This window comes from Roseobacter weihaiensis (assembly GCF_020622345.1).
GTDB classification, from domain to species: domain Bacteria; phylum Pseudomonadota; class Alphaproteobacteria; order Rhodobacterales; family Rhodobacteraceae; genus Roseobacter; species Roseobacter weihaiensis.
In genome coordinates this window covers 1-21,330 of record NZ_JACNMO010000038.1, presented here as the reverse complement: position 1 = coordinate 21,330, position 21,330 = coordinate 1, and the positions used below count along the sequence as shown (strand labels likewise).

At 58.8% G+C, this 21,330-nt stretch carries 17 protein-coding genes and 1 pseudogene; 5 read left to right on the top strand and 13 right to left on the bottom strand.

What is annotated here, in order from left to right:
• Positions 1–1,017 precede the first annotated feature (1,017 nt).
• Complete coding sequence (locus H7847_RS24855; RefSeq protein WP_227272190.1) at positions 1,018–1,476, bottom strand: hypothetical protein; 459 nt, start codon at positions 1,474–1,476, stop codon at positions 1,018–1,020.
• Between the two features lie 859 nt (positions 1,477–2,335).
• Here H7847_RS24855 and H7847_RS24850 point away from each other — a divergent pair.
• The 3 genes from H7847_RS24850 (at position 2,336) to H7847_RS24840 (ending at position 5,576) form a co-directional block, all read left to right on the top strand.
• Positions 2,336–3,037 carry a DUF6058 family natural product biosynthesis protein gene (locus tag H7847_RS24850; protein WP_227272189.1) on the top strand — a complete coding sequence of 234 codons (702 nt, stop codon included), beginning with the start codon at positions 2,336–2,338 and terminating at the stop codon, positions 3,035–3,037.
• Entirely contained in the window at positions 3,034–3,711 is a 678-nt protein-coding gene (locus H7847_RS24845; protein ID WP_227272188.1) for an ArsR/SmtB family transcription factor, read from the top strand. The genes H7847_RS24850 and H7847_RS24845 overlap by 4 nt, the downstream gene beginning before the upstream one ends.
• Positions 3,712–3,998: 287 nt before the next feature.
• Positions 3,999–5,576: an ABC-F family ATP-binding cassette domain-containing protein gene (locus H7847_RS24840; RefSeq protein ID WP_227272187.1), complete on the top strand. Its 1,578-nt coding sequence runs from the start codon at positions 3,999–4,001 to the stop codon at positions 5,574–5,576.
• A 99-nt stretch (positions 5,577–5,675) separates the two neighbouring features.
• Here the strand turns inward: H7847_RS24840 and H7847_RS24835 are convergent, their stop codons facing one another.
• The gene (locus tag H7847_RS24835) at positions 5,676–6,701 is read right to left on the bottom strand and encodes a helix-turn-helix domain-containing protein (RefSeq protein ID WP_227272186.1); all 1,026 of its coding nucleotides are present in this window, start codon (positions 6,699–6,701) and stop codon (positions 5,676–5,678) included.
• A gap of 94 nt (positions 6,702–6,795) precedes the next feature.
• Between H7847_RS24835 and H7847_RS24830 the strand changes: the two genes are divergently transcribed.
• On the top strand, positions 6,796–7,815 hold the full coding sequence (locus tag H7847_RS24830) for an alpha/beta hydrolase family protein (RefSeq protein WP_227272185.1): 1,020 nt from the start codon (positions 6,796–6,798) through the stop codon (positions 7,813–7,815).
• A gap of 228 nt (positions 7,816–8,043) precedes the next feature.
• Here the strand turns inward: H7847_RS24830 and H7847_RS24825 are convergent.
• The 11 genes and pseudogenes from H7847_RS24825 to H7847_RS24775 form a co-directional block, all read right to left on the bottom strand.
• Positions 8,044–8,163 (bottom strand): annotated as a pseudogene (locus tag H7847_RS24825) (SDR family NAD(P)-dependent oxidoreductase); the annotation flags it as partial.
• A 168-nt stretch (positions 8,164–8,331) separates the two neighbouring features.
• Positions 8,332–10,089: an ABC transporter ATP-binding protein gene (locus H7847_RS24820; protein ID WP_227272184.1), complete on the bottom strand. Its 1,758-nt coding sequence runs from the start codon at positions 10,087–10,089 to the stop codon at positions 8,332–8,334.
• A gap of 698 nt (positions 10,090–10,787) precedes the next feature.
• The gene (locus H7847_RS24815; protein ID WP_227272183.1) at positions 10,788–11,549 is read right to left on the bottom strand and encodes a hydroxypyruvate isomerase family protein; all 762 of its coding nucleotides are present in this window, start codon (positions 11,547–11,549) and stop codon (positions 10,788–10,790) included.
• Positions 11,546–12,193: a 3-oxo-tetronate 4-phosphate decarboxylase gene (otnC, locus tag H7847_RS24810; protein ID WP_227272182.1), complete on the bottom strand. Its 648-nt coding sequence runs from the start codon at positions 12,191–12,193 to the stop codon at positions 11,546–11,548. Before otnC ends, H7847_RS24815 begins: the two co-directional genes overlap by 4 nt.
• Entirely contained in the window at positions 12,190–13,422 is a 1,233-nt protein-coding gene (gene otnK / locus H7847_RS24805) for a 3-oxo-tetronate kinase (protein WP_227272181.1), read from the bottom strand. The genes otnC and otnK overlap by 4 nt, the downstream gene beginning before the upstream one ends.
• Positions 13,419–14,318, bottom strand: coding sequence for an L-threonate dehydrogenase (gene ltnD / locus H7847_RS24800; protein WP_227272180.1), 900 nt, complete (start codon positions 14,316–14,318; stop codon positions 13,419–13,421). The genes otnK and ltnD overlap by 4 nt, the downstream gene beginning before the upstream one ends.
• Positions 14,315–15,271 (bottom strand): SMP-30/gluconolactonase/LRE family protein, encoded by a 957-nt coding sequence (locus H7847_RS24795; RefSeq protein WP_227272179.1) that lies wholly within the window; start codon positions 15,269–15,271, stop codon positions 14,315–14,317. The genes ltnD and H7847_RS24795 overlap by 4 nt, the downstream gene beginning before the upstream one ends.
• On the bottom strand, positions 15,268–16,212 hold the full coding sequence (locus H7847_RS24790; protein WP_227272178.1) for an ABC transporter permease: 945 nt from the start codon (positions 16,210–16,212) through the stop codon (positions 15,268–15,270). The genes H7847_RS24795 and H7847_RS24790 overlap by 4 nt, the downstream gene beginning before the upstream one ends.
• Positions 16,212–17,174 (bottom strand): ABC transporter permease, encoded by a 963-nt coding sequence (locus tag H7847_RS24785; RefSeq protein WP_227272177.1) that lies wholly within the window; start codon positions 17,172–17,174, stop codon positions 16,212–16,214. The genes H7847_RS24790 and H7847_RS24785 overlap by 1 nt, the downstream gene beginning before the upstream one ends.
• Positions 17,167–18,684, bottom strand: a complete 1,518-nt coding sequence (locus H7847_RS24780; RefSeq protein WP_227272176.1) for a sugar ABC transporter ATP-binding protein — start codon at positions 18,682–18,684, stop codon at positions 17,167–17,169. Before H7847_RS24780 ends, H7847_RS24785 begins: the two co-directional genes overlap by 8 nt.
• Before the next feature lie 66 nt (positions 18,685–18,750).
• A complete protein-coding gene (locus H7847_RS24775; protein ID WP_227272175.1) occupies positions 18,751–19,830 on the bottom strand; it encodes a sugar ABC transporter substrate-binding protein in 1,080 nt (359 codons plus the stop codon).
• A 182-nt stretch (positions 19,831–20,012) separates the two neighbouring features.
• Between H7847_RS24775 and H7847_RS24770 the strand changes: the two genes are divergently transcribed.
• Positions 20,013–20,990 (top strand): LacI family DNA-binding transcriptional regulator, encoded by a 978-nt coding sequence (locus tag H7847_RS24770; RefSeq protein ID WP_264479706.1) that lies wholly within the window; start codon positions 20,013–20,015, stop codon positions 20,988–20,990.
• Positions 20,991–21,330: the final 340 nt, after the last annotated feature.

Genomic DNA, 21,330 nt, shown 5'->3' with positions numbered 1-21,330 from the left:
CCAGAAGAAAAAGGGTTTGATATATTCGGCCCGCTCATCGGCGATGCGGGACAGGCAGGCCATCTTTTCCAGTTCACCAGCTACTCATACGCGCAGGCAATCCACTGGAACACGCTACATCTTCTGTTCGGGCTGACGCCCTATGACAAACTTTATGCGACCGACTTGTCGCGGGAGAATGCCGTATTTCATATCCCACAGTCTGAGGTTCCCAAGTACGTCAGAACTTTGGCACTTCTTGAACAGAACGTACTGGGACACCCGTCAAAAATCGCAAAACTCCTTACTATAGATGAACGGGAAATACTTGCTCGGTATCCCCCGCCAACTCACCCAAGATCGCGCATTAGCTATGAAAGACGCTTAAGTTTTGAGATTACCACCGCGGAGGTAGCTCTTCTTTGGGAGTGCGCCGAACCGCACGGTTGCGGCATAGATGATAGGTTTGGGCGCGCCCACGATCACATTATCGAACGCGAAGACTACTACGGAGGAAGAACGCATAGCTGTCTTTACATGTGCTTTAACTATCTCAAGGCGTTTCAAATATGGCTTAGCACCGCCCAAGAAAACGAAATGGGCTTGGTTGTTATTGTCTGGTAATTTTCTCATCCAGGCCCAACTTGCAGAGCGATTTGACAGACGCGCGCAGGAGCTCGAAATCCGCCTTACGCGCGTCCTCGCAGCACAAGATGATGAAAACCGCCCCGGCAAGACCCCCGAAGGTTCCGGGCACTACCCCAATTGCTGTGCAGCCAAGCGCCCAAGTTCAGCAAACTCCGCGACACCCGAACCAATATCGGTGGCGGATGCCCACGCTTTCCCCATAGCACGGAACACGCATCCCGCGGCTTCCACCTTGTCAGATTTGTCAACGCGGGCCACCCCGCAAAAACCAAACCTAACACACTGGCCCGCATCAAAAAATCTTAGACAGAGCTGCCGTTCGAAACCGGGTGATCGAAGTCCGCTTCCGGTCAAGCTTTCCATGCTCCCGTCAAAATACTCAACGGCAGATCAGAAAGTGCCGTTGTTAACATAACCAATGAGGGTTTTGGAAATCGCTTCTTTGCAGTCTTCAATTTCGTGAGCTGCATCGTAGTCTGGAACCCAGATCACATAAAAGCGGTCTGATTGATTGGTCATTTGAGTGACCGCACAATTAAAGTCAAAAGTAACACCTAACCGTTCCGCTGTTTGGCGCAACCCTGACAAATGATTCTCTAGGCCCTTCAGATAGCCGTTCGAAAAGCGTTCATTCAAGCAATTGTGAACATTCGTCTCTTGGTTAACAAACAAAAACTCCCGTGTGGAATACTGCGGGAAGGAGGAGTTGAATTCTTCGGTCAGCTCGACATAGGTATGCCAGTCTGGAGGACACTGATAGAAGATTCCTGTTTCTTCAGCAGTAGTTTCAGTCAGAGAAGCTGCCAAAACTGCAATTGATACGATACAGATGCGTAAGCAGTTTAGCATTCTAGCGGCGTCCTCAAAGAGCTTCGAAACCAAGTCTTTAGGATACGCCGCCACTCGTCTTTGATCTAGTAAAAACAGGTGCCCTTCAGGTTAGACACGGTAACGATTGACTGAACCTGGTCGGACGCCTCTTACGCAATAGCCGTCATTCATTCAGGTAGCAGCATCTAGTAAAGTGGGCTCTCCGCCAGCTTTCGCCGCGTCTTGCCCGAACGGCGGCCGTCTGATCATTGAAGACAATTGAGGCCCGGTTGAAGTTGGGCCGCATCCCTTGCTTTGGCTCAGGGGATTTGGACAAGCCAAACGCCCTTCGCCGTCAGGGTGGAGGCACAGCCTCCCCCCTCGGACAAGACAAATAGACAAGGCCGTGTCCTCGCTCCGCTGTGGGCCGCACCAACCTTGTCGATTTATCCTGTCTCGCCCCCCTCCGCGTTCGCCACGTGGCAGATTTGCAGGAGCAGGCGGCTTCGCCGTCTGACCTCCAAATCGCCCCCGATTTTCCGGCTGGGAAACGGGATCACACGAAACAACCCAAATGGGTCATGGATGCGGATTGGGTCAGTTTATGACGCAAAGGTCAAAGTCATCTGACGTTCGACACGAGTTGTGGAACGTCACGAACCTTTGACTCTGTTGGATTAGATTTCCAAGTCCGATCAATGGGCCGCGTCATGCAAATCTGGCCCAAACGTCAAGCATTTTTGGCCCAAAGGTTCCGAAGCGGCGTTTGCTGCCGTTCGAACCGTGCGCGGCGAATTCAACGAGAGAGCCCAGACTCACCGATGCTGCGCTTTGCGCGAATGGCGGCTTCCGTTCACACTTCGATCCAGAACGAAGCATTTGAAAGACGATACTTGATATGGGTTTGCCAACAACCATCATTGAGGATCGCCACATGCTACTGAATTATCTTTACACAAACTTCTTTGAGGAAACCCAGTTCTCAGCTGCCATCGGCACGACGACCGAAGACCTTCACGCGCTGATCGATGCAAAGGTCTTTCCCGCCCCATCCTATATCTACGATGGCAGCGGTCGGTCGATGTCATTCGTCGCGGATTTCATATACCAGCAAACATATCGCTTTCATCTTCGCGGGCATACCGATTGGTATCGCGACATCACCCAGCTCGGCCTAGATAACGAAGCCCGTGCCCGAGATCATTTCTTCAGCCGATATGACCATGCAAAAGCCGCATTCCTTACCAGCCCCCTCGGCGCTGAGTTACAGGCACAAGCTCCTGCCGTCGCGGATCAGTTCGATGAGAAACACGCCACCTCGACCTGGGGTCACTTCCTGAATGGTGTATACGGCGTCTGCACCCGCGATGGTCGGCCGGAGTCTGTTTTTCTGAAACAGGCTGGTGTGATGTTCATTGAACAGATGATTGGAGTTGGACCCGACAAGCTGTCGCATGAAAAAACCGGCTTGCTTCGCCGCGCTGTCGACTTTCTTGACGGGGTAGAGTCCGATTTTGTACCTCACGAGGCACCGAAATCATCACGCCAGCGTTGTATCGCAGATGTAAGGGCGCAATTTTTTGATATGAAAGCTGCATGAAAGAGGGACCAGACATCGCCAGAATTGCTGCGCTGATCGGTGATCCAGCACGGGCAAACATGCTGACGGCCTTAATGAGTGGAAAGGCTCTGACCGCTGCCGAACTGGCAGCGGAGGCGGGTGTCACCCCACAGACTGCCAGTGTGCATCTGGGCAAGATGACAGAGGTACATATTCTTCACAAGAGAAGGCAGGGCCGCCACAGATATTACGCGATACGCGACGAGAACGTGGCCGACGTCATTGCTGGTTTGATGGGTCTTGCTGAAAAAGCTGGCCTCACACGTACGCGAACCGGGCCAAGAGATGCCGCCCTGCGAACGGCACGGAGCTGCTACAATCATCTCGCAGGCGACATGGGTGTACGACTCTTCGATGCACTCTATGAACGTGGCTATCTATCGAGATCAGGTGAAGACTTAAGACTAACCGATACAGGACGCGATTTTTTCACAGATTTTGGCATCGACTTTTCAGCCCTGGAACAGAAAACATCCCCGATGTGCAGAGAGTGTTTAGACTGGAGCGCGCGCAGATCTCATCTATCCGGCAATCTTGGCCGCGCGATCCTCGATAGGTTGATAGAGCTGAACTGGGCTGCTCGTGATACTAACAGTCGAGCGATTATCTTCACGAAAAGAGGCAAAGCCGCATTCATCGATGCATTTGGATAACCGGACATTGGCGCAAGCGCAGCGAAAACTCACATTGTCCCGCGCCCTGCTCGCCCGGTTGCAGGTTTCGAATGTCTCTTTTGGGCTGCCACCCGTCATCTTTCGCCACTGAATGGCTGCTCCGGCAATTTCCATACCAGCATATCGGCAAATTGCCTCCTCGGATTTGCATCTTCGACGAACCAGACTTAAATTACCGATGGGAACCAACACAGGATCAAGACAATGGATTGCGTGCTCACCTTTCTGACGATCCCCCTGAGATTTTCTCACAGCGAGCATTCCCAATGTCTTCAATCATTCTGGCCCGCCTGTGCTGGCAAAAGCCTGATGGCACCACCTTGTTCGGCAGTCTTGACCTTACATTCGGGCCGACGCGGACCGGCCTTATAGGTCGCAACGGGACGGGTAAGACGACGCTTCTGCGTCTTATCGCGGGTGAGATAATGCCTGCGTCTGGCACCGTCACACGGCCTGATTCAATCGGCTTTCTGCGACAGAACCCGGAGCAGCAGGCGGATGGTACACTGGCTGACCTGTTTGATGTGCAGGATCAACTTGCGATCCTTGCCCGCGCGGAGGCGGGAGAAACCACCGCAGAAGATCTCGCGGAGGCGGACTGGACGTTGGAGGCAAGGCTGGAGGCCGCCCTAGCGAACATGGGGCTGGCGCACCTGCCGCTCAATGCGCCGCTTGGATCTCTGTCGGGCGGGCAGCGGACACGCGCGGGCCTTGCCGCGCTGATGTTTGCTGAACCCGATGCGCTGCTTTTGGATGAGCCGACGAACCACCTTGACCGCGCAGGGCGTGAACAAGTCATCCAAGTCCTTAATGCATGGCAGGGCTGCGTGATCGTTGCCAGTCATGACCGGTTTCTTCTTGGCGCGATGGACGCGATTGTCGAGCTGACAACGCTAGGTGCCCGAAGCTATGGTGGGAACTATGACGCCTATCGCGACATGAAATCGGCCGAGCTTGCATCAGCAGAAGGTGAACTGCTGCGGGCGAAGCGGGCGGTGACAGAGGCCGGCGCCCGCGCACGCCTGGCCGCAGAACGCAAGGCACGTACGGATCGGCAAGGCCGCAAATTGCGTGCCTCCGGCAGTCAGGCAAAAATCTTGCTTGATGCCGCGAAAGAGCGCAGCGAAGGTTCGGGTGGGTCCGGGGCGCGGTTGCGCGCTCGCCGGATGGATGCGGCGGAGACCGAGTTGGAGGCCGCGCGAGAGGCGATTGAAATCCTGCAGCCGCTTGTCATGGATATCCCCAAATCCGGTCTCGCGCAGGGCCGCGATGTTCTGCGGGTCGAAAACCTGACCTTTGGCTACAATGATGATCACCCTGTCTTGCAAGCTGTCACTTTTGCCATTCGCGGTCCCGAGCGTATCGCTATAGAGGGGCCGAACGGATCTGGGAAATCCACGCTTCTGGCCTGCATCAAGGGTGAGTTGACGGGTTGGACAGGGGACGTGGCGCTGCACGTTCCCGCAGCGCGGCTGGATCAAGACATGAGCTTGTTTGATCCCGATGAAACGGTGACGGAAGCCTTTGCGCGTCTGGACCCGGAGGCCAGCGAGAACGACAGGCGGGCCGTTCTCGCGCGGTTCCTTTTCAGGGGGGATGACGCCCTCCAAACGATTGGCGCACTCAGCGGGGGACAGCGTTTACGCGCGGGGTTAGCCTGCACCCTGGGGCACAGTCAGCCAAAGCAGCTTTTGCTTTTGGATGAGCCTGACAATCACCTCGATATCGAAGCCGTTGAGACGTTGGAGGCTGCGTTAAACGCATATGACGGTGCGATCCTTGTCGTCAGCCACGACACTGCCTTTCTGGACCACATTGGTATCGAGCGCAGCTATACACTGTAATGTTTCAGTGTTTCGGCTTGAACCCCTGAAGCTGCCATTGGCCACCTGCTGCATGATAGTGATCTAAAGGCAGGATACCTCTCCTGAGGGTGGGGTACTTTAGGCGTTTATCGCCTTGGCTTTTAGAAAAGCAGATGGCGGCTGTCCCATAACGCGTGTAAATTCTCGGTTGAAGTTCGATTTGGTGTTAAACCCGCTGCAGAACATGGCCTCGGTCACATTGTCCCCCTCATCCAGACGCGCGCAGGCTTCTCGAATGCGAAATCCATTGACATAGCGTGAGACGTTTTCGCCCTTCACCCGGTTTATTGCAGCCGAGAGCTGCTTGATGGGCACGTGCAACTGCCGGGCGAGGCGGGCGAGCGTCAGATCGGGGTCGAGATAGGGGCGGCGCGCCTCCATCAGAGCATCGAGGCGGGCGATGAGCGTTGCATCTTTTTCCGAGGGTCCGGGGACGCTGGGGTTGGGTGTGGCTGGTTCATCGTCGCCCGTGCCTTCTGCATCGCGTGAGAGACTCAGGAGCCCGATGCCAAGAAGTGTGAAAGATGTGAAAACACTGATGATCAGAGGCTGCCATTCGGTACGGCCAAGGTGGAGTGCGATGGCAATGAGGACATCCGACAGCGCCGAGAGAAGTAGGAGGACGCTGACGGCCTTCCAGATCCGGGCAGGCAGCGGGCCTGACCCGAGCCGTGCCAGTGGAAGCGTGTCGTCCTGACGAAGGTGGATCAGGATTGCGACCCCGTAGCTGGCGAAGATAACGGGTAATACGAAATCCAGCGTCAGGGGTGCGAAAGCCGTGCAGAACGTGGTGAAGACAGGTGCAAGCAGATGGTACCAGTCACGTTTGACCTCAAGCGGACGGAAGACAGCGGATTGGAAGGTCAGCCAGGCCAAAGGCGGGGCAGCGACAGCGGTGACCGGCTGGATGAGTGCGAATCCAGACAAACCGTAATTCTGATTGAGCGAGATCACGAGCGACTGACCCGCGCAGGCCGCCAGAAGGATCAGAAACAGGATCGGACGATCCCCGGCCACAACGTGGCGCAGCGCCAGAAAGCCCAGGATAAGGGCGACTACAAGCGGTATCGGAAGTGTCAACATAAGGCAGGAATAGACCAACATCCGGTTCTGCACGACCTGAAACCGGTTCGAGGACGCGCGGACCAGAGCGTTGTGGAGGATGGGTTTATCCTTTTTTAATCCGGGAGATCCAAAAATGGAATCTGTGTTTCGAACTGCGACTGCGGCCCTAGCCCTTGCCTGTCCTGCTCTCGCGGAACCTAATGTCGGTTTTGATCGTTTTGACGTTCAAGCTGAGCATCGCGCGAGCCTTATCGAAGCGGCGATCTGGTCGCCCGTCGGACGCGCGACATATGCCGCACCGGTTGGTGGTAGCCTCGTGTTTGAATCGGTTGATGCATATATTGGCGCTGCCCTGCCCGATCGGGAGTTGCCGTTGATTGTTGTATCGCACGGATCGGGTAGCAGCATCGACGGCACCGCCTGGCTTGCCGCCGGCTTGGCTGAGCGTGGCGCTTTGGTTCTGGTGATGAACCATCCCGGTACAACATCAGGTGACAGCTCTCCGCGCCGAACGGTACGACTGTCAGAGCGGGCGGCAGACTTGAGCGCGGCGCTCGATCACGTTCTTGCCGATCCATACTTCGCGGACCGCATTGATCCTGACCGGATCGCAGCATTGGGATTCTCGCTCGGCGGATCTACAGTGCTGGGTGTCGCAGGGCTGCGCCTGGATCCCGAGGTTTACCGGGCCTATTGCTACATGTCCGGAGAGTCAGCGCAAGACTGCCTGTTTCTGATGCGCGGTGGGGTCGATTTCGAAAACCTACCGCCTGAATTCTCAGATGAAATGTCGGATGCGCGCTTTACTCGCATCGTCGCCGTTGATCCTGGTTTTACCTACGCCGCCACTCCTCAAAGTGCATCAGAAATCGATGTACCGGTACAACTGGTGACGTTGGGCGACAGTGTCCCCTGGTTTGCCGTTGACGTTCGAACCAACGGCAGCGGGCTGGTCGATTTGCTGCCGCAAGTGGAGCATATTGTGATCCCTGATGCTCACCATTACTCTTTTCTCCCGATCTGCAAAGAGAATGCGGCGCAATTGCTCATCGAAGAAGGCGAGGATCCAATCTGCGACGACCCGGATGGTTGGGACCGTACCACAGCTCACGAGGCTTCCATCATGGCAATTGCACGGTTCCTGGGGCTTTGACGCGCACTAAAGTTTGAAATTCCCGGAAGGTGAGATCCTTTGCGTTCCTTGATCAAGAGAATGAGTTTGAACAGGTCGTGAAGGGGGCGTGCGGCAGCGAGATCTCGATCTCGCGCGGCACTGTTTTGGAAACAGCAGAGCTCGCGTTTTCCGTTGCTTCTTCATTTTCGAATACAACTTCAGAAAAGAAGGTGTCTTGACGTTGACGCCCAGCGGCGCCCACTCGTTTCACAGTTCGTGGGTCAGCCCGATCACGGCATGTTTGCTGGAGGCATAGGCCGCCACGCGCAGCCCGCTTTGCGAGCCAAGCACCGACGACACCATCACGATCTTGCCGAATCCTTGCGCGGGAAAACTAAGGCACCGTTGTGAGTACTGGGTTGGGCTTAGCGGACCCTAACAGATATGGCTCAAAAGATGGACCAAAGACGGTTCCGGTTTCAGGGGCAGGAAGTCGAAGCATAGGAACGCATTGGTCTTCAGATACCTTATCCGTCGTGCCCCGCGCCGCCGCCATCAGGCTGCGAGTGTCTGGCGCTGGCGCAGCGCACGATAGAGACCATCTTCGCGGGCCATCAGCTCCGCGGGGGCGCCGTCCTCCACGATTTTGCCACTGTCGAAGACGAGGATGCGGTCCATCCTTTCGACGGTCGCCAGCCGGTGCGCAATGACCAGCGTCGTGCGCCCTTCCATCAGTCGCTCTGCGGCTTCAGCGACCTTTGCCTCAGCCTCGGAGTCCAGTGAGGACGTTGCCTCGTCCATCACCAAGACGGGCGCGTCCGAGAGGAAAGCGCGCGCGATGGCCACCCGTTGACGTTCGCCGCCGGATAGCTTCACGCCCCGCTCGCCCACTTCTGTCCCATAGCCCTTGGGCAGCCGCTCGATGAAGCCTGCAGCGCCTGCTCGCGCGGCGGCCTTGCGCACTTCCGCCCGGGTGGCACCGGGACGTGCATAGGCGATATTCTCGGCGAGTGAACGGTGGAACAAGATCGGCTCCTGCGGAACCAGTGCAATATGGCGACGTAGGTCCGACAGCGGGACGCGCGCGATGTCAACACCGCCCAGCGTGATCGCCCCATCCGTCACTTCATGAATCCGCTGTATCAGCTTGACGAACGTCGTCTTGCCAGAGCCTGATCGCCCCACCAGTCCCACTTTTTGACCGGCGGGTATCGTGACATGCAGGTCATTGAAAAGCGGTGCAGGCGCCCCGGCATACCCATAATCCACGTGGTCGAAGGCCAAAGCAGACGCGCGCGATGGCAAGGCGACCGCCGGAGGACGTGCCACCTCACGCTCTGGCGTGGCGGACATCAGGTCGACCAGCTCTTCCGCGTCATTGACAGACTTCTGAAGCATCCGCACGTGATTGCCGATCTGCCGCAGGTAGCCATCCAGCATTCCAAGCGCGGAGACAACAAACGCGATCTCTCCGGCACCGGCCAAACCCTGGACGAACGCCAGCAACGCGCCGCCCAGCACGGCGGCCCGCAAACCCCAGAGCGACACATTCTGCGCCAGACCAGACCAAGTCCCGCGCCGCCAAGTGCGCCGCGTCCGATGCGCCCACTTGGACAGGACCCGCCCCAACCGTTCGTCCTCCCGCGCCTCACCCGCATGGGCCCGCACCACCGCGTTTGACGTGATCGCGTCTGCAAGCGCACCGGAGACCCGACTGTCCTGTGCGTTCGACAACCGCGCGGCGGGTGCCACCCAGAACAGCGTCAGCGTCAGCGAGAGCCCGAGAAACAGCGCAGCACCCAAAGCGGCGACAAGGCCAACCTCCCACCGGAATGCCGTGAGCGTGCCGATGGTCCCCAGCAACACCAGCATCGATGGCAGGAGAGCCAGGAGCAACACGTCCGCCATGTCATCAAGCGCCCATGCGCCTCGGGTGATCTGCCGCACGGTCGATCCGGCGAAAGCATTGGCGTGCCAGTCAGCGGGCAGGCGCTGGACGCGCTGGAATGCTTCGGCCTCAGCCAGGCGCATGGTCGGGACCGTCAGGGCGATGATCGCGAAATAGCTCAGGATTTTCGAGGCGATGGACAGCGCGCCAAGGCCAAGGAGCAGGCCAAACGCATCCCAGGGTGAGCCCGCCTCGGAGACGGTCGCAACCAGGTGACCGGTGACGACAGGGATCGCGATATCAGCGGCCGTCGAAGTCAGCACCAGAAGCAGAAGACCGGCAACGAGGCCGCGCCTGCGCATCCAGAGGCGGAGGGCGAAGGTGAGAACGCGCGCAAAGGCGCCGTTGGCAGACAGACGGGACATGGAACATTCGCGGAAAAGGACTCCGCGCCCTGAATTGAGATGTAAGGATGTCCGGTGGTTGGACGGTTGCGACTGACGTCAGAGGCGGTATGCGCCCAATACTGTCAGGATGCGGGGGCTCCGAAATGAGAGCGGCCCGGGAGGAAACGAATGATCATCATGTTCGACCTCCTTGCAATGCGTCGTCCTGTTGGTTTGTTAAAGCCAGCGACAGGCCCAAGTCAAGTGCCCCGGATCAATTCCATGCGCGCATCGCGTATTTCGGCCCATTGCGGAGGTTCAGCTGCCTGCGTCCCGGCTCCCAAAAGCAGCCCTTCGTACATCCTGCATCATTTCCAACGGCAAAGTGTCGGTGGTGAGGGGTAAAGCATGGGCAATCAGGCTGACCAGGTCGCTGGGTCAGGCTATCGATAGAGTTGCAGTGACTGCCGCAATCTGAACAGAACGAAATGCGTTGTTTTTGAGGACTGGATGTGTCGCTGCGGTCGGTTGCGATTTGCGTAATCGATGAATGGGGCAATGCACTTCTTGAAGGCTCTGTCGCCTGTGAGCTCAAGGATAGCCGCATTTGGTTCAAAGACGGCAGAACCAGCCAAACCGGGTATCCAAGGCGGCGGAGCCGATATCGGATTTGAGACAATACTCATGTGTTTGGGCAGGTGCAGCTTCTTGGTCTTTCGGCAAGCTCCGGCCGTTTTTCATGCTGGGGCAATCGAAGACAGGGGTTTGATCCAGTTGAAGATATGGTCAGCAGTGCGTGGCTTGAATTCAGCGCCGAGTGGTGCGGTCCAGCCAAGGGCTGCGATGTGAGAGAAGATGGCCGGGTAGTTCAGCTCACCATGATCCGGAGCGCCGCGGTCAGGCACAGAGGCGAACTGGATATGACCGATCAGAGGCAATAGGTCAGTGAGGCGGGTCATCACATCCCCCTCGGTTCGGCCCACGTGATAGCAATCGAACATCAGCTTCAGGTTTGGGGCGTCAACACTCTCGATGATCGCGCGCGCCTGATCGGTTGTTTCAAGGAAGTAACCCGGCGCATCATGTCGGTTCAAGGGTTCGATCAGGATCGTACGTTCCGTCTGTGCAGTGGCGTAGGCCAGGTTGGATTTGAACGTCTGTGCGGCTTCCTCGCCGCCAGAAAACCCGGCCATGACATGAATGGCACGCGCGCCTACCGCATTGGCATACCGGATGGCCTGATCGATTGCTGCGCGGGCCTCTACCTCGCGCCCGGCGAGCGCCGCGAGGCCGTTTTCACCCGGATTCCCACGGAGGGTGTTCAGGCCAAGCATGGGCAGACCCGTGTCATCCAGCGCGGCACGTACCTCTTCGGCAGGTGTCTCGTACGGCCAGTGGCACTCCACAGCTGCAAAACCGGCGGCATGCGCCGCACGGATCGCGTCCGGCAGCGGTCGGTCGTTCCATAGAAAGCCGAGATTGGCGGAAAACCGGATCATTTGTCCCACTCCACATCAAATTTCGTGATCACTTGGGATACTTGCTCCGCCGACAATACCCGGGCGGGAAGCCCGCGCATCATAAGCGCAAGCCGGGCCGTTGCCTCTAATTCTTCGATGGCGTTGCACGCGGCCTCGACGGTTTTGCCCGCAACCACAGGGCCGTGATTGGCAAGCATCACCGCCGCCCGTTTTCCGGCAAGTCCGCGTACGGCCTCTCCCATGGCCGGATCGCCGGGGACAAAGAAGGGCAGGAGTTTCACACGGCCCAATTGCATAATCGCATAAGGCGTCAGCGGTGGCAGGAAGCTGTCCACGTCACTGTCAGGCAAAAGCGACAAGGCAACGGAATGGCACGAATGCAGGTGGACCACGGCGCCCGCTGTGCTGCGCGTGTCGTAAAATGCCGTGTGAAGCGGCATTTCCTTGGTGGGCGGATCGCCGTCGATCAGGCGCCCCTTTGCGTCAAAGCGGCTGAGACGGGCCGGGTCCAGTCGGCCAAAGCTGGTGCCGGTCGGTGACACGAGAAGCCCGCCATCTTCGGTGCGCGAGGAGATGTTACCGGTGGAGCCATGGGTCAGACCGCGATCATAAAGCGATTTGGCAAGCTGGCAGATCGCCTCTCGTAGCTGCCGCTCACTCATGTGCCAAGCACTCCTGCCGCCTTCTGAAAGAAATCCTCTGCCCCAAAATTCCCCGATTTGAGCGCCACCACGAGGTGTGGGCCCGCCCGCAGCGCTGGCACGCCGGGGTCGATTTCCGGTCCGATGCGCAGTTCCTCAAGGTCGAGCGCTTCGACGACCGCGCCCGATGTTTCACCGCCCGCAGTGATGATCCGGGTGACGCCATCGGCCACTGCAAGACGGGCCAGATCGGCAAAGAAGGTTTCTATTGCGATGGCAGCGACCTCGCGCCCAAAGCGGTCTTGCACCGCTTTGACGACCTCGGGGTCGGCAGAGCTGTAAACCAGCGGCAAGCCCTTTTCCCCCAAGGCCCAGTCGAGCACGGTAGCAGGGGTTACGCTGGCTTCGATGATGTCTTCGGCGCGAACCTCACGCGTGGGATGGCGCCTCGCGTGCCAGGCGACCTGGGTGCGGGTTGCGTTGGAGCAGGAGCCCGAAAGCGCAAGCGCGGCACCGGGCTGTCGCTCCCATTCCGGTGTGCCGGGTGTGCAGCCGAAATTGGCGGGCAATCCAAGGGCGACACCGGAACCACCGGTCACCAGCTTGAGATCGGTCGCGGCGCGACCGATCTGCATCAGGTCTTCGTCGCGGATCGCATCGACCACGATGTGCCTCTTGCCCGCTGCATGTTCCGCATCAAGAGCCGCACTGATCGCGTCTGCACCGGTAAAAACCGTCTGCGCGGCCACATGGCCAAGCGCGTATTTGCTTTGGGGGGCCATCCACCGTCGCAGGTCTGCGTCGGTCATCGGCGTCAGCGGGTGGTTCTCCATCCCGCTTTCGTTGAGGAGCCTGTCGTTCACGAACAGATGTCCCTGATAGACCGAGCGCCCGGTGCCGGGAAAGGCCGGGCAGACAATGACCCGGTCCGCCGCCAGCGCATCGGCAAGAGCATCCGCCACAGGGCCAATGTTGCCTTGGCGCGTTGAATCAAAGGTGGAGCAGTATTTGAAGAAGAACTGCGTGCAGCCTTGCGCCATGAGCCATTCGAGCGCGGCAAGCGACTGTGCTACCGCATCGTCCGGCGCTATGGACCGGGACTTGAGCGCCACGACCCCCGCCTCGACATCTGGTGCGGCGGGTCCGCTGGGGATGCCCGAATACTGCACCACCCGCATGCCTTGCTTGGCCAGCGTGTTGGCCAGATCACTTGAGCCGGTAAAATCGTCGCCGATACAGCCGAGCTTCATTGCTCTGTGCCCGGGAGGACAAGCCCCGCCTCATCCGCATAGACCTTTGCGACGGCGGCATCGTCTTCACGACCGAGGCCCATGTCGACAGCGCGCTTGTATTGTGCCAGCGCCGTCTCGGTGATCGGGGCATGAAAGCCCGCGGATCTGGCCGTTTCCAGAACGATGCCCAGATCTTTGGGCCAGATGTTGACCTGGCTATGGGGCGTATAATCGCCTGCGACAATATGGGGTGCGCGGTTCTCCAACATCCAGGAATTGCCCGCGCATTTGGTGATGACCTCGACGAATGTCTTGGGGGCGATGCCCTGGGTCATGCCGAATGTGAGCGCTTCGGCCATGGTTGCTATATGTACCCCGGCCAGCAGTTGGTTCACCGCCTTCATCGCGGACCCGGCCCCGGCGGCATCCCCCAGGCGGAAGACCGTCGCGGCGGTGACGTCAAGAATGGGATCGGCTGCTGCGAAGGCCGCAGCAGTGCCGGACGCCATGATGCTGAGCTGTCCCTCGGCCGCCTTCACCGACCCGCCCGAGATCGGCGCATCGAGGTAATGGATGCCGTGCGCCATGCAGCGCTGCTCCATGTCCTTGGCAAATTCCGGTGGAACCGTGGCACAGGTCATGACGAGGGTGTCAGCACGCAGGCGCGGCACGATGGCCTGATCTCCGAACAGAACACTTTCCACCTGTGTGGCGTTCAGCACCACGACGACAACGGCATCAAGGGACTGCGCCACCTCCGCAACCGGATCGCCCTTGCCACCTTCGGCGACAAAACGCGCGACGTTCTCGGCCATCACGTCGACCCCATGCACGGCAAAGCCGGCGCGCAGGCACGACCGGGCCATGCCGTAGCCCATCGACCCCAATCCGAAGACAGCAATGTTCAGGCTCATGACAGGTTCCTTTTATGGTCTCTTAAGGCATGGGCCGCATCACGTCGCGTGCTTTCGACGCGGTAAACCTTGTCAGAGGAGGTGATGAACATGGTTTGACCCTCAGGCCCACCGAAGCCGATGTTGGACGTTTGTTGCGGCAGCCAGATTTTTCCAATCAGCGCGCCTTCGGGCGACAGGCAATGAATGCCATCGAGCGCCGAAGTCCAGATGTATCCCTCATGATCGACGCGGAAGCCATCCGGCACGCCGGGGGCAACAACGGCAAACACGCGCGGATTGGACAGCGTCACACCACCCACGTCAAACACCCGGATATGATGGGGTAAATTGTAGTCGATGCCGGGAAAACTTGCGCCCTTGATCGCGCCGGAATCGGCCACGTAAAGGCGGGTCTCATCCGGTGAAAACGCAAGACCGTTCGGCTTGTCAAAGTCCGTGGCCACGGCGTGGAGCATGCCGTCTGGCGTGGCGCAAAAGACATAGCAGCCGCCGATCTCGCTCTCGGCCGGGTAGCCTTCGATGTTGGAGTTGATGCCATAGGGCGGGTCGGTAAACCAGACCGAGCCATCCGAGCGGACGACTACGTCATTGGGGGAATTCAGCCGTTTACCTTGAAAACGCTCCGCAATGACCTCGACCGCGCCTGCATCCATCGGGTTGGGCCGTCGGATCACACGGCGCCCGCCATGTTCGCAGGACACCATCCGCCCCTCCGGATCGAGCGTGTTGCCATTGGCAAACTCGCTGTTCTCCAATGCGACCTCTACCCCGGAGGTTTCGCTCCAGCGCATCATGCGTTTGTTGGGGATGTCGTTGAAGAAAAGCTGGCCACCCAGCCAGACAGGGCCTTCTGTCCAGATGCAGCCCTCGGCGATCTGTTCGGGTGGACGGGATGTATCGACGAGATCTTCAAACAGCGGATCAACCGTGACAAAGCGGGGGGCGTTCATGCGGCGGCTCCTTTCCGAAGGGTCTGAAACAGCAGCATCACGAGGATGATCGTCCCGAAGATGATGTTACGCCAGGCGTCCTCGATTTGCATCACCGAAAGGATCGATGTGAGCAGGGTGATAAAAAGCGCACCACCGATTGTGCCGAAAAGTCCGCCGCGCCCCCCGAGGATCGACGTGCCGCCAATCACCACTGCGGCGATGGTCGGCAGCAGGAACGGATCGCCCATGCTCTGGTAGGCCTGATTGGCGTAGCCCGCCAGCATGACACCCCCAAGCGCCGAGCACATGCCGGCGATCGCGAAGGCCGTGAAGACGACGGACGGCGTGGAGACACCAGACAGGAACGTGGCCTTTTCGTTGAACCCGATAGACCGCAGATATCGCCCGAAGGGCGTGCGGGTCAGGAAACCGGCGAGGGCAATGGAAAGTGCGATCCAGATCAGGAAGCTGATCGGCAGGCCGAGAATATCGCCCGATGCCATGGCGATCATCAGTGGGCTCGCTTCCCCTCTGGGGTTGAAGCCACCGGTATTGAGCACGGCAAGGCCCAGCAGCATCGAATTGACCGCCAGCGTCCATACCATGGACGGGATGCGCAGGATCGCCACACCGATGCCGTTGACGATCCCGATCAGCGCCCCGAACGCAAGTGCCGCAGGCACGGCGATGGCACTGAGCACCGGGTTGCCGGACCCGACCAGAGCCGTCGACAGGATGGCGGCACCGGTCAGCACCCATGGCACCGACAGGTCGATATGCCCAAGAAGAATGACGATGGTCGCACCCGTGGCGAGCAGACCGAGAAAAGCCGCGATTTGCAACTGCTGTGACAGATAGCCCGCACTGAGGACCTGTGGAAAGAAGAAGCTGCCCGCGATGACCAGGAGGACGACGCCGATATAGGGCATCAGGCTGTCGATTGAGACTGTGCGGAGCATCAGGAAAAGACCTCCAGCTTGTTGCGTGCGCGCAGCACGTCGGCCCCGCCGATCGCGATGGCGGCGGCCAGGATCATCCCTTCGAAAAGGGGCTGCGCGAGGGAAGGAATGCCCGAAAAGAACATCAGCGATGCGATTGTTTTCAGGATAAAGGCGCCCGCCAAGGCTCCGATCAGCGAGCCGACCCCCCCGCGCAGCAGAACCCCTCCCAGAACAACGGCGGCGATGGAATTCAACGTGAAACCTGCCGCGATCCCGGCATCACCCGTGGTGGTCACGAAGCTGTAGAAGAGCCCCGCAAGCCCTCCGAACAACCCTGCCAGCGTAAAGGCGGCCAGGCGGATGAACCTGGTGTCGATCCCGGATTGAAACGCTGCCTGCTCCGATGAGCCAAGCGCATAGAGCCCAAGGCCGAGCCCCGTGCGTCTGAAGGGCAGCCAGAACCCGATCACTGCGACGACAGTGATGATCAGGGCCGTGGGGATGCCCAGAAGATCAAGCGTCATGGCATCTGCAAGATCATAATTCACCGCACCACCCGGTGTTGGTCGCAAAAGAAGAGCGATACCGACAAAGATCGACGCCGTGGCCAGTGTCACGACGATGGGTTGAATGCGGCCGTAAACAACGATCATGCCGTTCAACAGGCCGCAAAGCGCTCCGGTGGCGACCACGGCCAGCATCCCGACGGCAATGCCGACTGCAGAGCCGTCAAGCAGATAAGACGCGACGCAATTGGTCAGTGCCATAACTGCACCGACCGAAAGGTCGATCCCCCGGACGACGACGGCAAAGAACTGCGCGCAGGCGGCAAGGCCAAGGATCAGACATTGATTGGCCCAGATCGTCATCACGTAGGTCGAGGCGCCGCGCGGATGGCTGCCAAGATAGGCGGCGAGGAGTGCGATGAGCACGACGCCCGCGATCACCTCGCGGCGGTTGGATCGCATGTAGTCAAGCATGGGCGGCCTGCGGCTCGGACGCCACGTTCAGCGTCGCGGCAATGATGTTTTCGGGGGTCAGATCGTCGCCGTTGAGCGACGCGACCACCTTGCCATCGAAAAAGATGTGGGTCTCGTCGCAGAGCTGGATCAGCTCTTCATAATCGGTGCTGAGCAAAATGATCGCCGTGCCCTGATCGGCCAGTTTGCGCAGGATGGCGTAGATCTGGGTCTTGGTCTTGACATCGATGCCGCGTGTCGGATCGGCCAGAAGCAGGCAGCGCGGCTTCAGAGCCAACCACTTGGCGAGCACCACTTTCTGTTGATTACCGCCCGAGAGCGAGGACACCGGCAACTCCAGCCCGCCGTGCTTTAGCGCAAGCTGGTCCAGCGATCCCGCATAAAGCGCCGTGTCGCCTGCGTCGAGGTCCGGACGGCCCAATGCTGCCAGTTCGAGATTTTCCTGAATGCTCTGGTCCAGGATGAGCCCTTCGGTCTTTCGATCCTCGGGGATGTAGGCCAGCGATATGTCCCGCTTCTTGGCCTCTTTCGGACTGTTGATTTCGGTCGCCTGCCCGGAAATGGCGGTCGTGCCTTCGGCTTTCCGAAGCAACCCGAACAGCCCCATCAAAAACGCACCTTGCCCCTGACCGTCAAGCCCACCAAGACCGACGATCTGGCCGCGCTTCACCGAGAGGCTGACATCCCGCACCTGGCTCTCCCAAGTGTAGTTTTGAACATCCAGCACAATATCGGCGTCCCTCTGAGAGGGGGGCTTCGGGGGAAACAACTCCTCAATCTTCTGGCCGACCATCATGCCGATAATTTCACTGTAGGTATGGTCGCCTTTCATGAAAGTCTCCACGCGCTGCCCGTTTCGAAACACTGAAACGCGATCTGCCAAGGCTTCGATTTCGTGGAAGCGGTGCGAGATAAAGAGAATTGCCGTGCCGCTGTCGCGTTCTTCGCGGACAAGATCAAATACGCCCTCGACGACAGAGGCGCTCAGGGCTGAGGTCGCCTCATCCAGAATGAGGAGGCGTGGCTTCTTCATGATCGCCTTGGCGATTTCGACCTGTTGGCGCTGCGGCAACGTCAAGTCCGCCACCCGCGTCCCCATTTTGATCTGCCCTGCACCGATGCGGTTCAGCACATCTTGTGCCTTGTCGAGGCCGGTCCCCGCCAACCAGCCAAGACCGGCACCCGGAGCACCCAGAAGAAGGTTTTCGCGAACCGTCAGATCGGGCACCAGAGAGAGCTCTTGGAACATGCATACAAGGCCATGCCGCAGGGCCGTCTGCGGTGTGTTGAGAAACACGTCCTGCCCATCGACGCGAAGCTGACCGTGCGTGGGCTGCAGCACGCCGGCGATCAGCTTCATCAGCGTGGATTTGCCCGCGCCGTTCTCGCCGAGAACCGCATGGACTTCCCCCGCGTTGCAGGTGAAATCGACCCTGTCCAGAGCCTTCGTTGCCCCGAAGTGCTTCGAGATGCCCCGCATCTCGAGCAGGGGTGTACTGTTGTCTGACATGATGCTTACCATAAAGGGCGTGGCGGCAGGTGTCTTGACGCGCCGCCGCGTGAGAGGCCTTAGACCTCAGGTGTTGTCAGGCGACTGGCCCAGGAGCTCTTGGGGTGTAAAGGGCTCAAAACACTCCACAAAGCCTGTCCCGGTATTGAAGGACTTCGGCAGATCGGGGAAGAAGTTCACCCCTGCCTCGAGATCGGCGGCGTTGACCTGCGGAATCGGCAGAAAGACTGTCTGCGGCAGCTCATTGCCTTCAAGAAGGGCGACAGCCGCTTCCAGCGCAATCGCCGACATGGCAGGGGCCTGGCTGGCAGAGACGCCCGGAATGCCAAGATCACTCATCAGCATACGTACGCCGTTTTCACCATCAACCCCCATTGGAACGATCGGGTGACCTGCGGCTTGCATCGCGTTGATCGAGCCTGCAGAGCCGTGCTGTGACACGACCGCGTCGAACTCACCATGCGTTGCCAGCGCGTCCGCAACCACTTTCTGGCTGGTGCCGGTGTCCCAGTTGCCGACGACTTCGACGATCTCAAGGCCATCCACCTGTTCCAGCACGCTCATCATGCCAAGGCGGCGGTCGCGGTCGGTGGCGTTGCCCGGCAAGCCGTTGACCATCAGGATCTTGTCAGCCTCACCGCCGAGTATATCCATCACGGTCTGGGCCTTGAGCGCGCCAAGCTCCATTTGGCTTTCGTTGATCTGAACAACTTTGTCGGTGTCCAGCACATTGTCAAAGGGTACCAGAACGGTGCCTGCGCGTTCGGCACGGCGAATGACCGGCTCGAACGCAGTGGGGTTCACCGCGATGAAAGTGATCGCGTCGTATCCCGCAGCAATGAAGTTGTCGATGGCGGCGATCTGTGCCGCGCTGTCGTTGCCGACGGACACAACGGTGAATTCATCGATCTTATCCGCATTCTCGGGCCGCGCGGCCCAGGCCTTGGCAGACTGGATCGCCTGGATGCGCCAGTCATTACCGGCAAACCCGTTGACGAAGGCAAGCTTGTAGGGCCCGTCCTTTGCATCATACGATATTGTTGATGTGCCGGGCGCCGGTGCAAAGCACTCCGGGCGATAGGTATCCGCAAATGCAACGCCCGCGGATGCCACGGCGATTGCCGAGCTAAGCAGCAGTTTCTTCATTTTCCCTCCCTGGCGGTGGACCCGCCGACATTATAATCCGGTCTCCTGTGCAACGCATGTTTACGTAAACACATTGCGTTGACCATAAGTGTTTACATAAACATGCGTCAAGCAATGAATCGAAAGACGCACCCGATATGGTCAAGCGGCGCTCCCGAAACTCTAAGAAGACGCAACCAACCATGCACGACGTTGCCCGGGTTGCCGGTGTCAGCCAAATGACGGTCTCGCGGGTGATGCGTGGTTCGGGCTACATCTCAAAAGATGTGAGAAAAGAGGTTGTTACGGCAGCCCGCGAGATTGGATACGTGCACAACAGGCTTGCCGGGGGCAACGCCTCCTACGACAATCCGATCGTCGGGGTCGTTGTGCCCACGATGCAGAACCGGGTCTTCACCGAGGTGCTGTCGGGGATCAGTGCGACCCTTGATGAGAGCGGTCTGAGACCGGTTTTCGGCGTGTCAGAGTATTCGCTGGATGCAGAAGAGGATCTGGTTTTTGACCTGTTGTCCTGGCGCCCGCGCGGTCTGATTCTCCCCGGTCTGGAACACACGGCATCGCTGCGAAAGATTGTTGCCCAGACGGGTGTTCGGGTGGCCGAGATCATGGACACGGATGGCGATCCGATCTCCGCCTGTTTCGGGTTTTCGCACATCAAGGCCGGTGAGGACATGGCCAAGCACCTGATTGATCGTGGGTACAGAACCTTTGGCTATGTCGGAAGTCAGGGGGGTCTTGATCTGCGGGCGACGAAGCGATTTGAAGCCTTCGCGAGGATCATCAACGAAGCGGGTGCGCAGATTGTGGCGGTCGAGACATCAGAGGAGGCCTCTTCGATGGATATTGGCCGGGCTGTTACGAACAGGCTTATGCAACAGGATCACCCGCCGAGTGCGATTTACTATGCGAACGACGACTTGGCCGCCGGTGGTCTGATGCATTGCCTTGCTGAAGCCATTCCCGTTCCGGACGAGATTGCCTTGGCGGGCTTCAACGGTCTTGCCTTTCTCTCGGCATTGCCAAAGCTGGTGACAACGACAGTGACACCTCGTTTTGACATCGGGATTGCCGCTGCGCGTTGGTTGATGCAGCCGGAGAATAACACCGCTGAACACAAAATCGAGCTTCCGGCAAATCTACGGATTGGGCAGACCACTTAGATGGTGCGTATGAATGCTCTCCTTCTCGGCGCGCAGCACTCAACGTGCCGTCGGGGGTGTCCTGTTCTCGCTCTGCAATCTGCGATGCAAATGTGACCGAAGCTTCATCAGAACTGCCGTCCCCAGATTTACGGTATCGTCGACGTTGCAGATTGTTTTCACGACCAAATCATGACCGGACATCTGCTGTGGCGCAGCAATCAACGAGGTTGGGCTTATTTTGTTGAAGAAGTCGGAGTTGCTTTGGGCCAAGTCGTTTGCTTCGCTTCCTATTGTAAGATGAGGAGGGATTTGACGATGATGGGTGTTGAGGAAGCTCCAGCGCGGTTGTTTTACGACT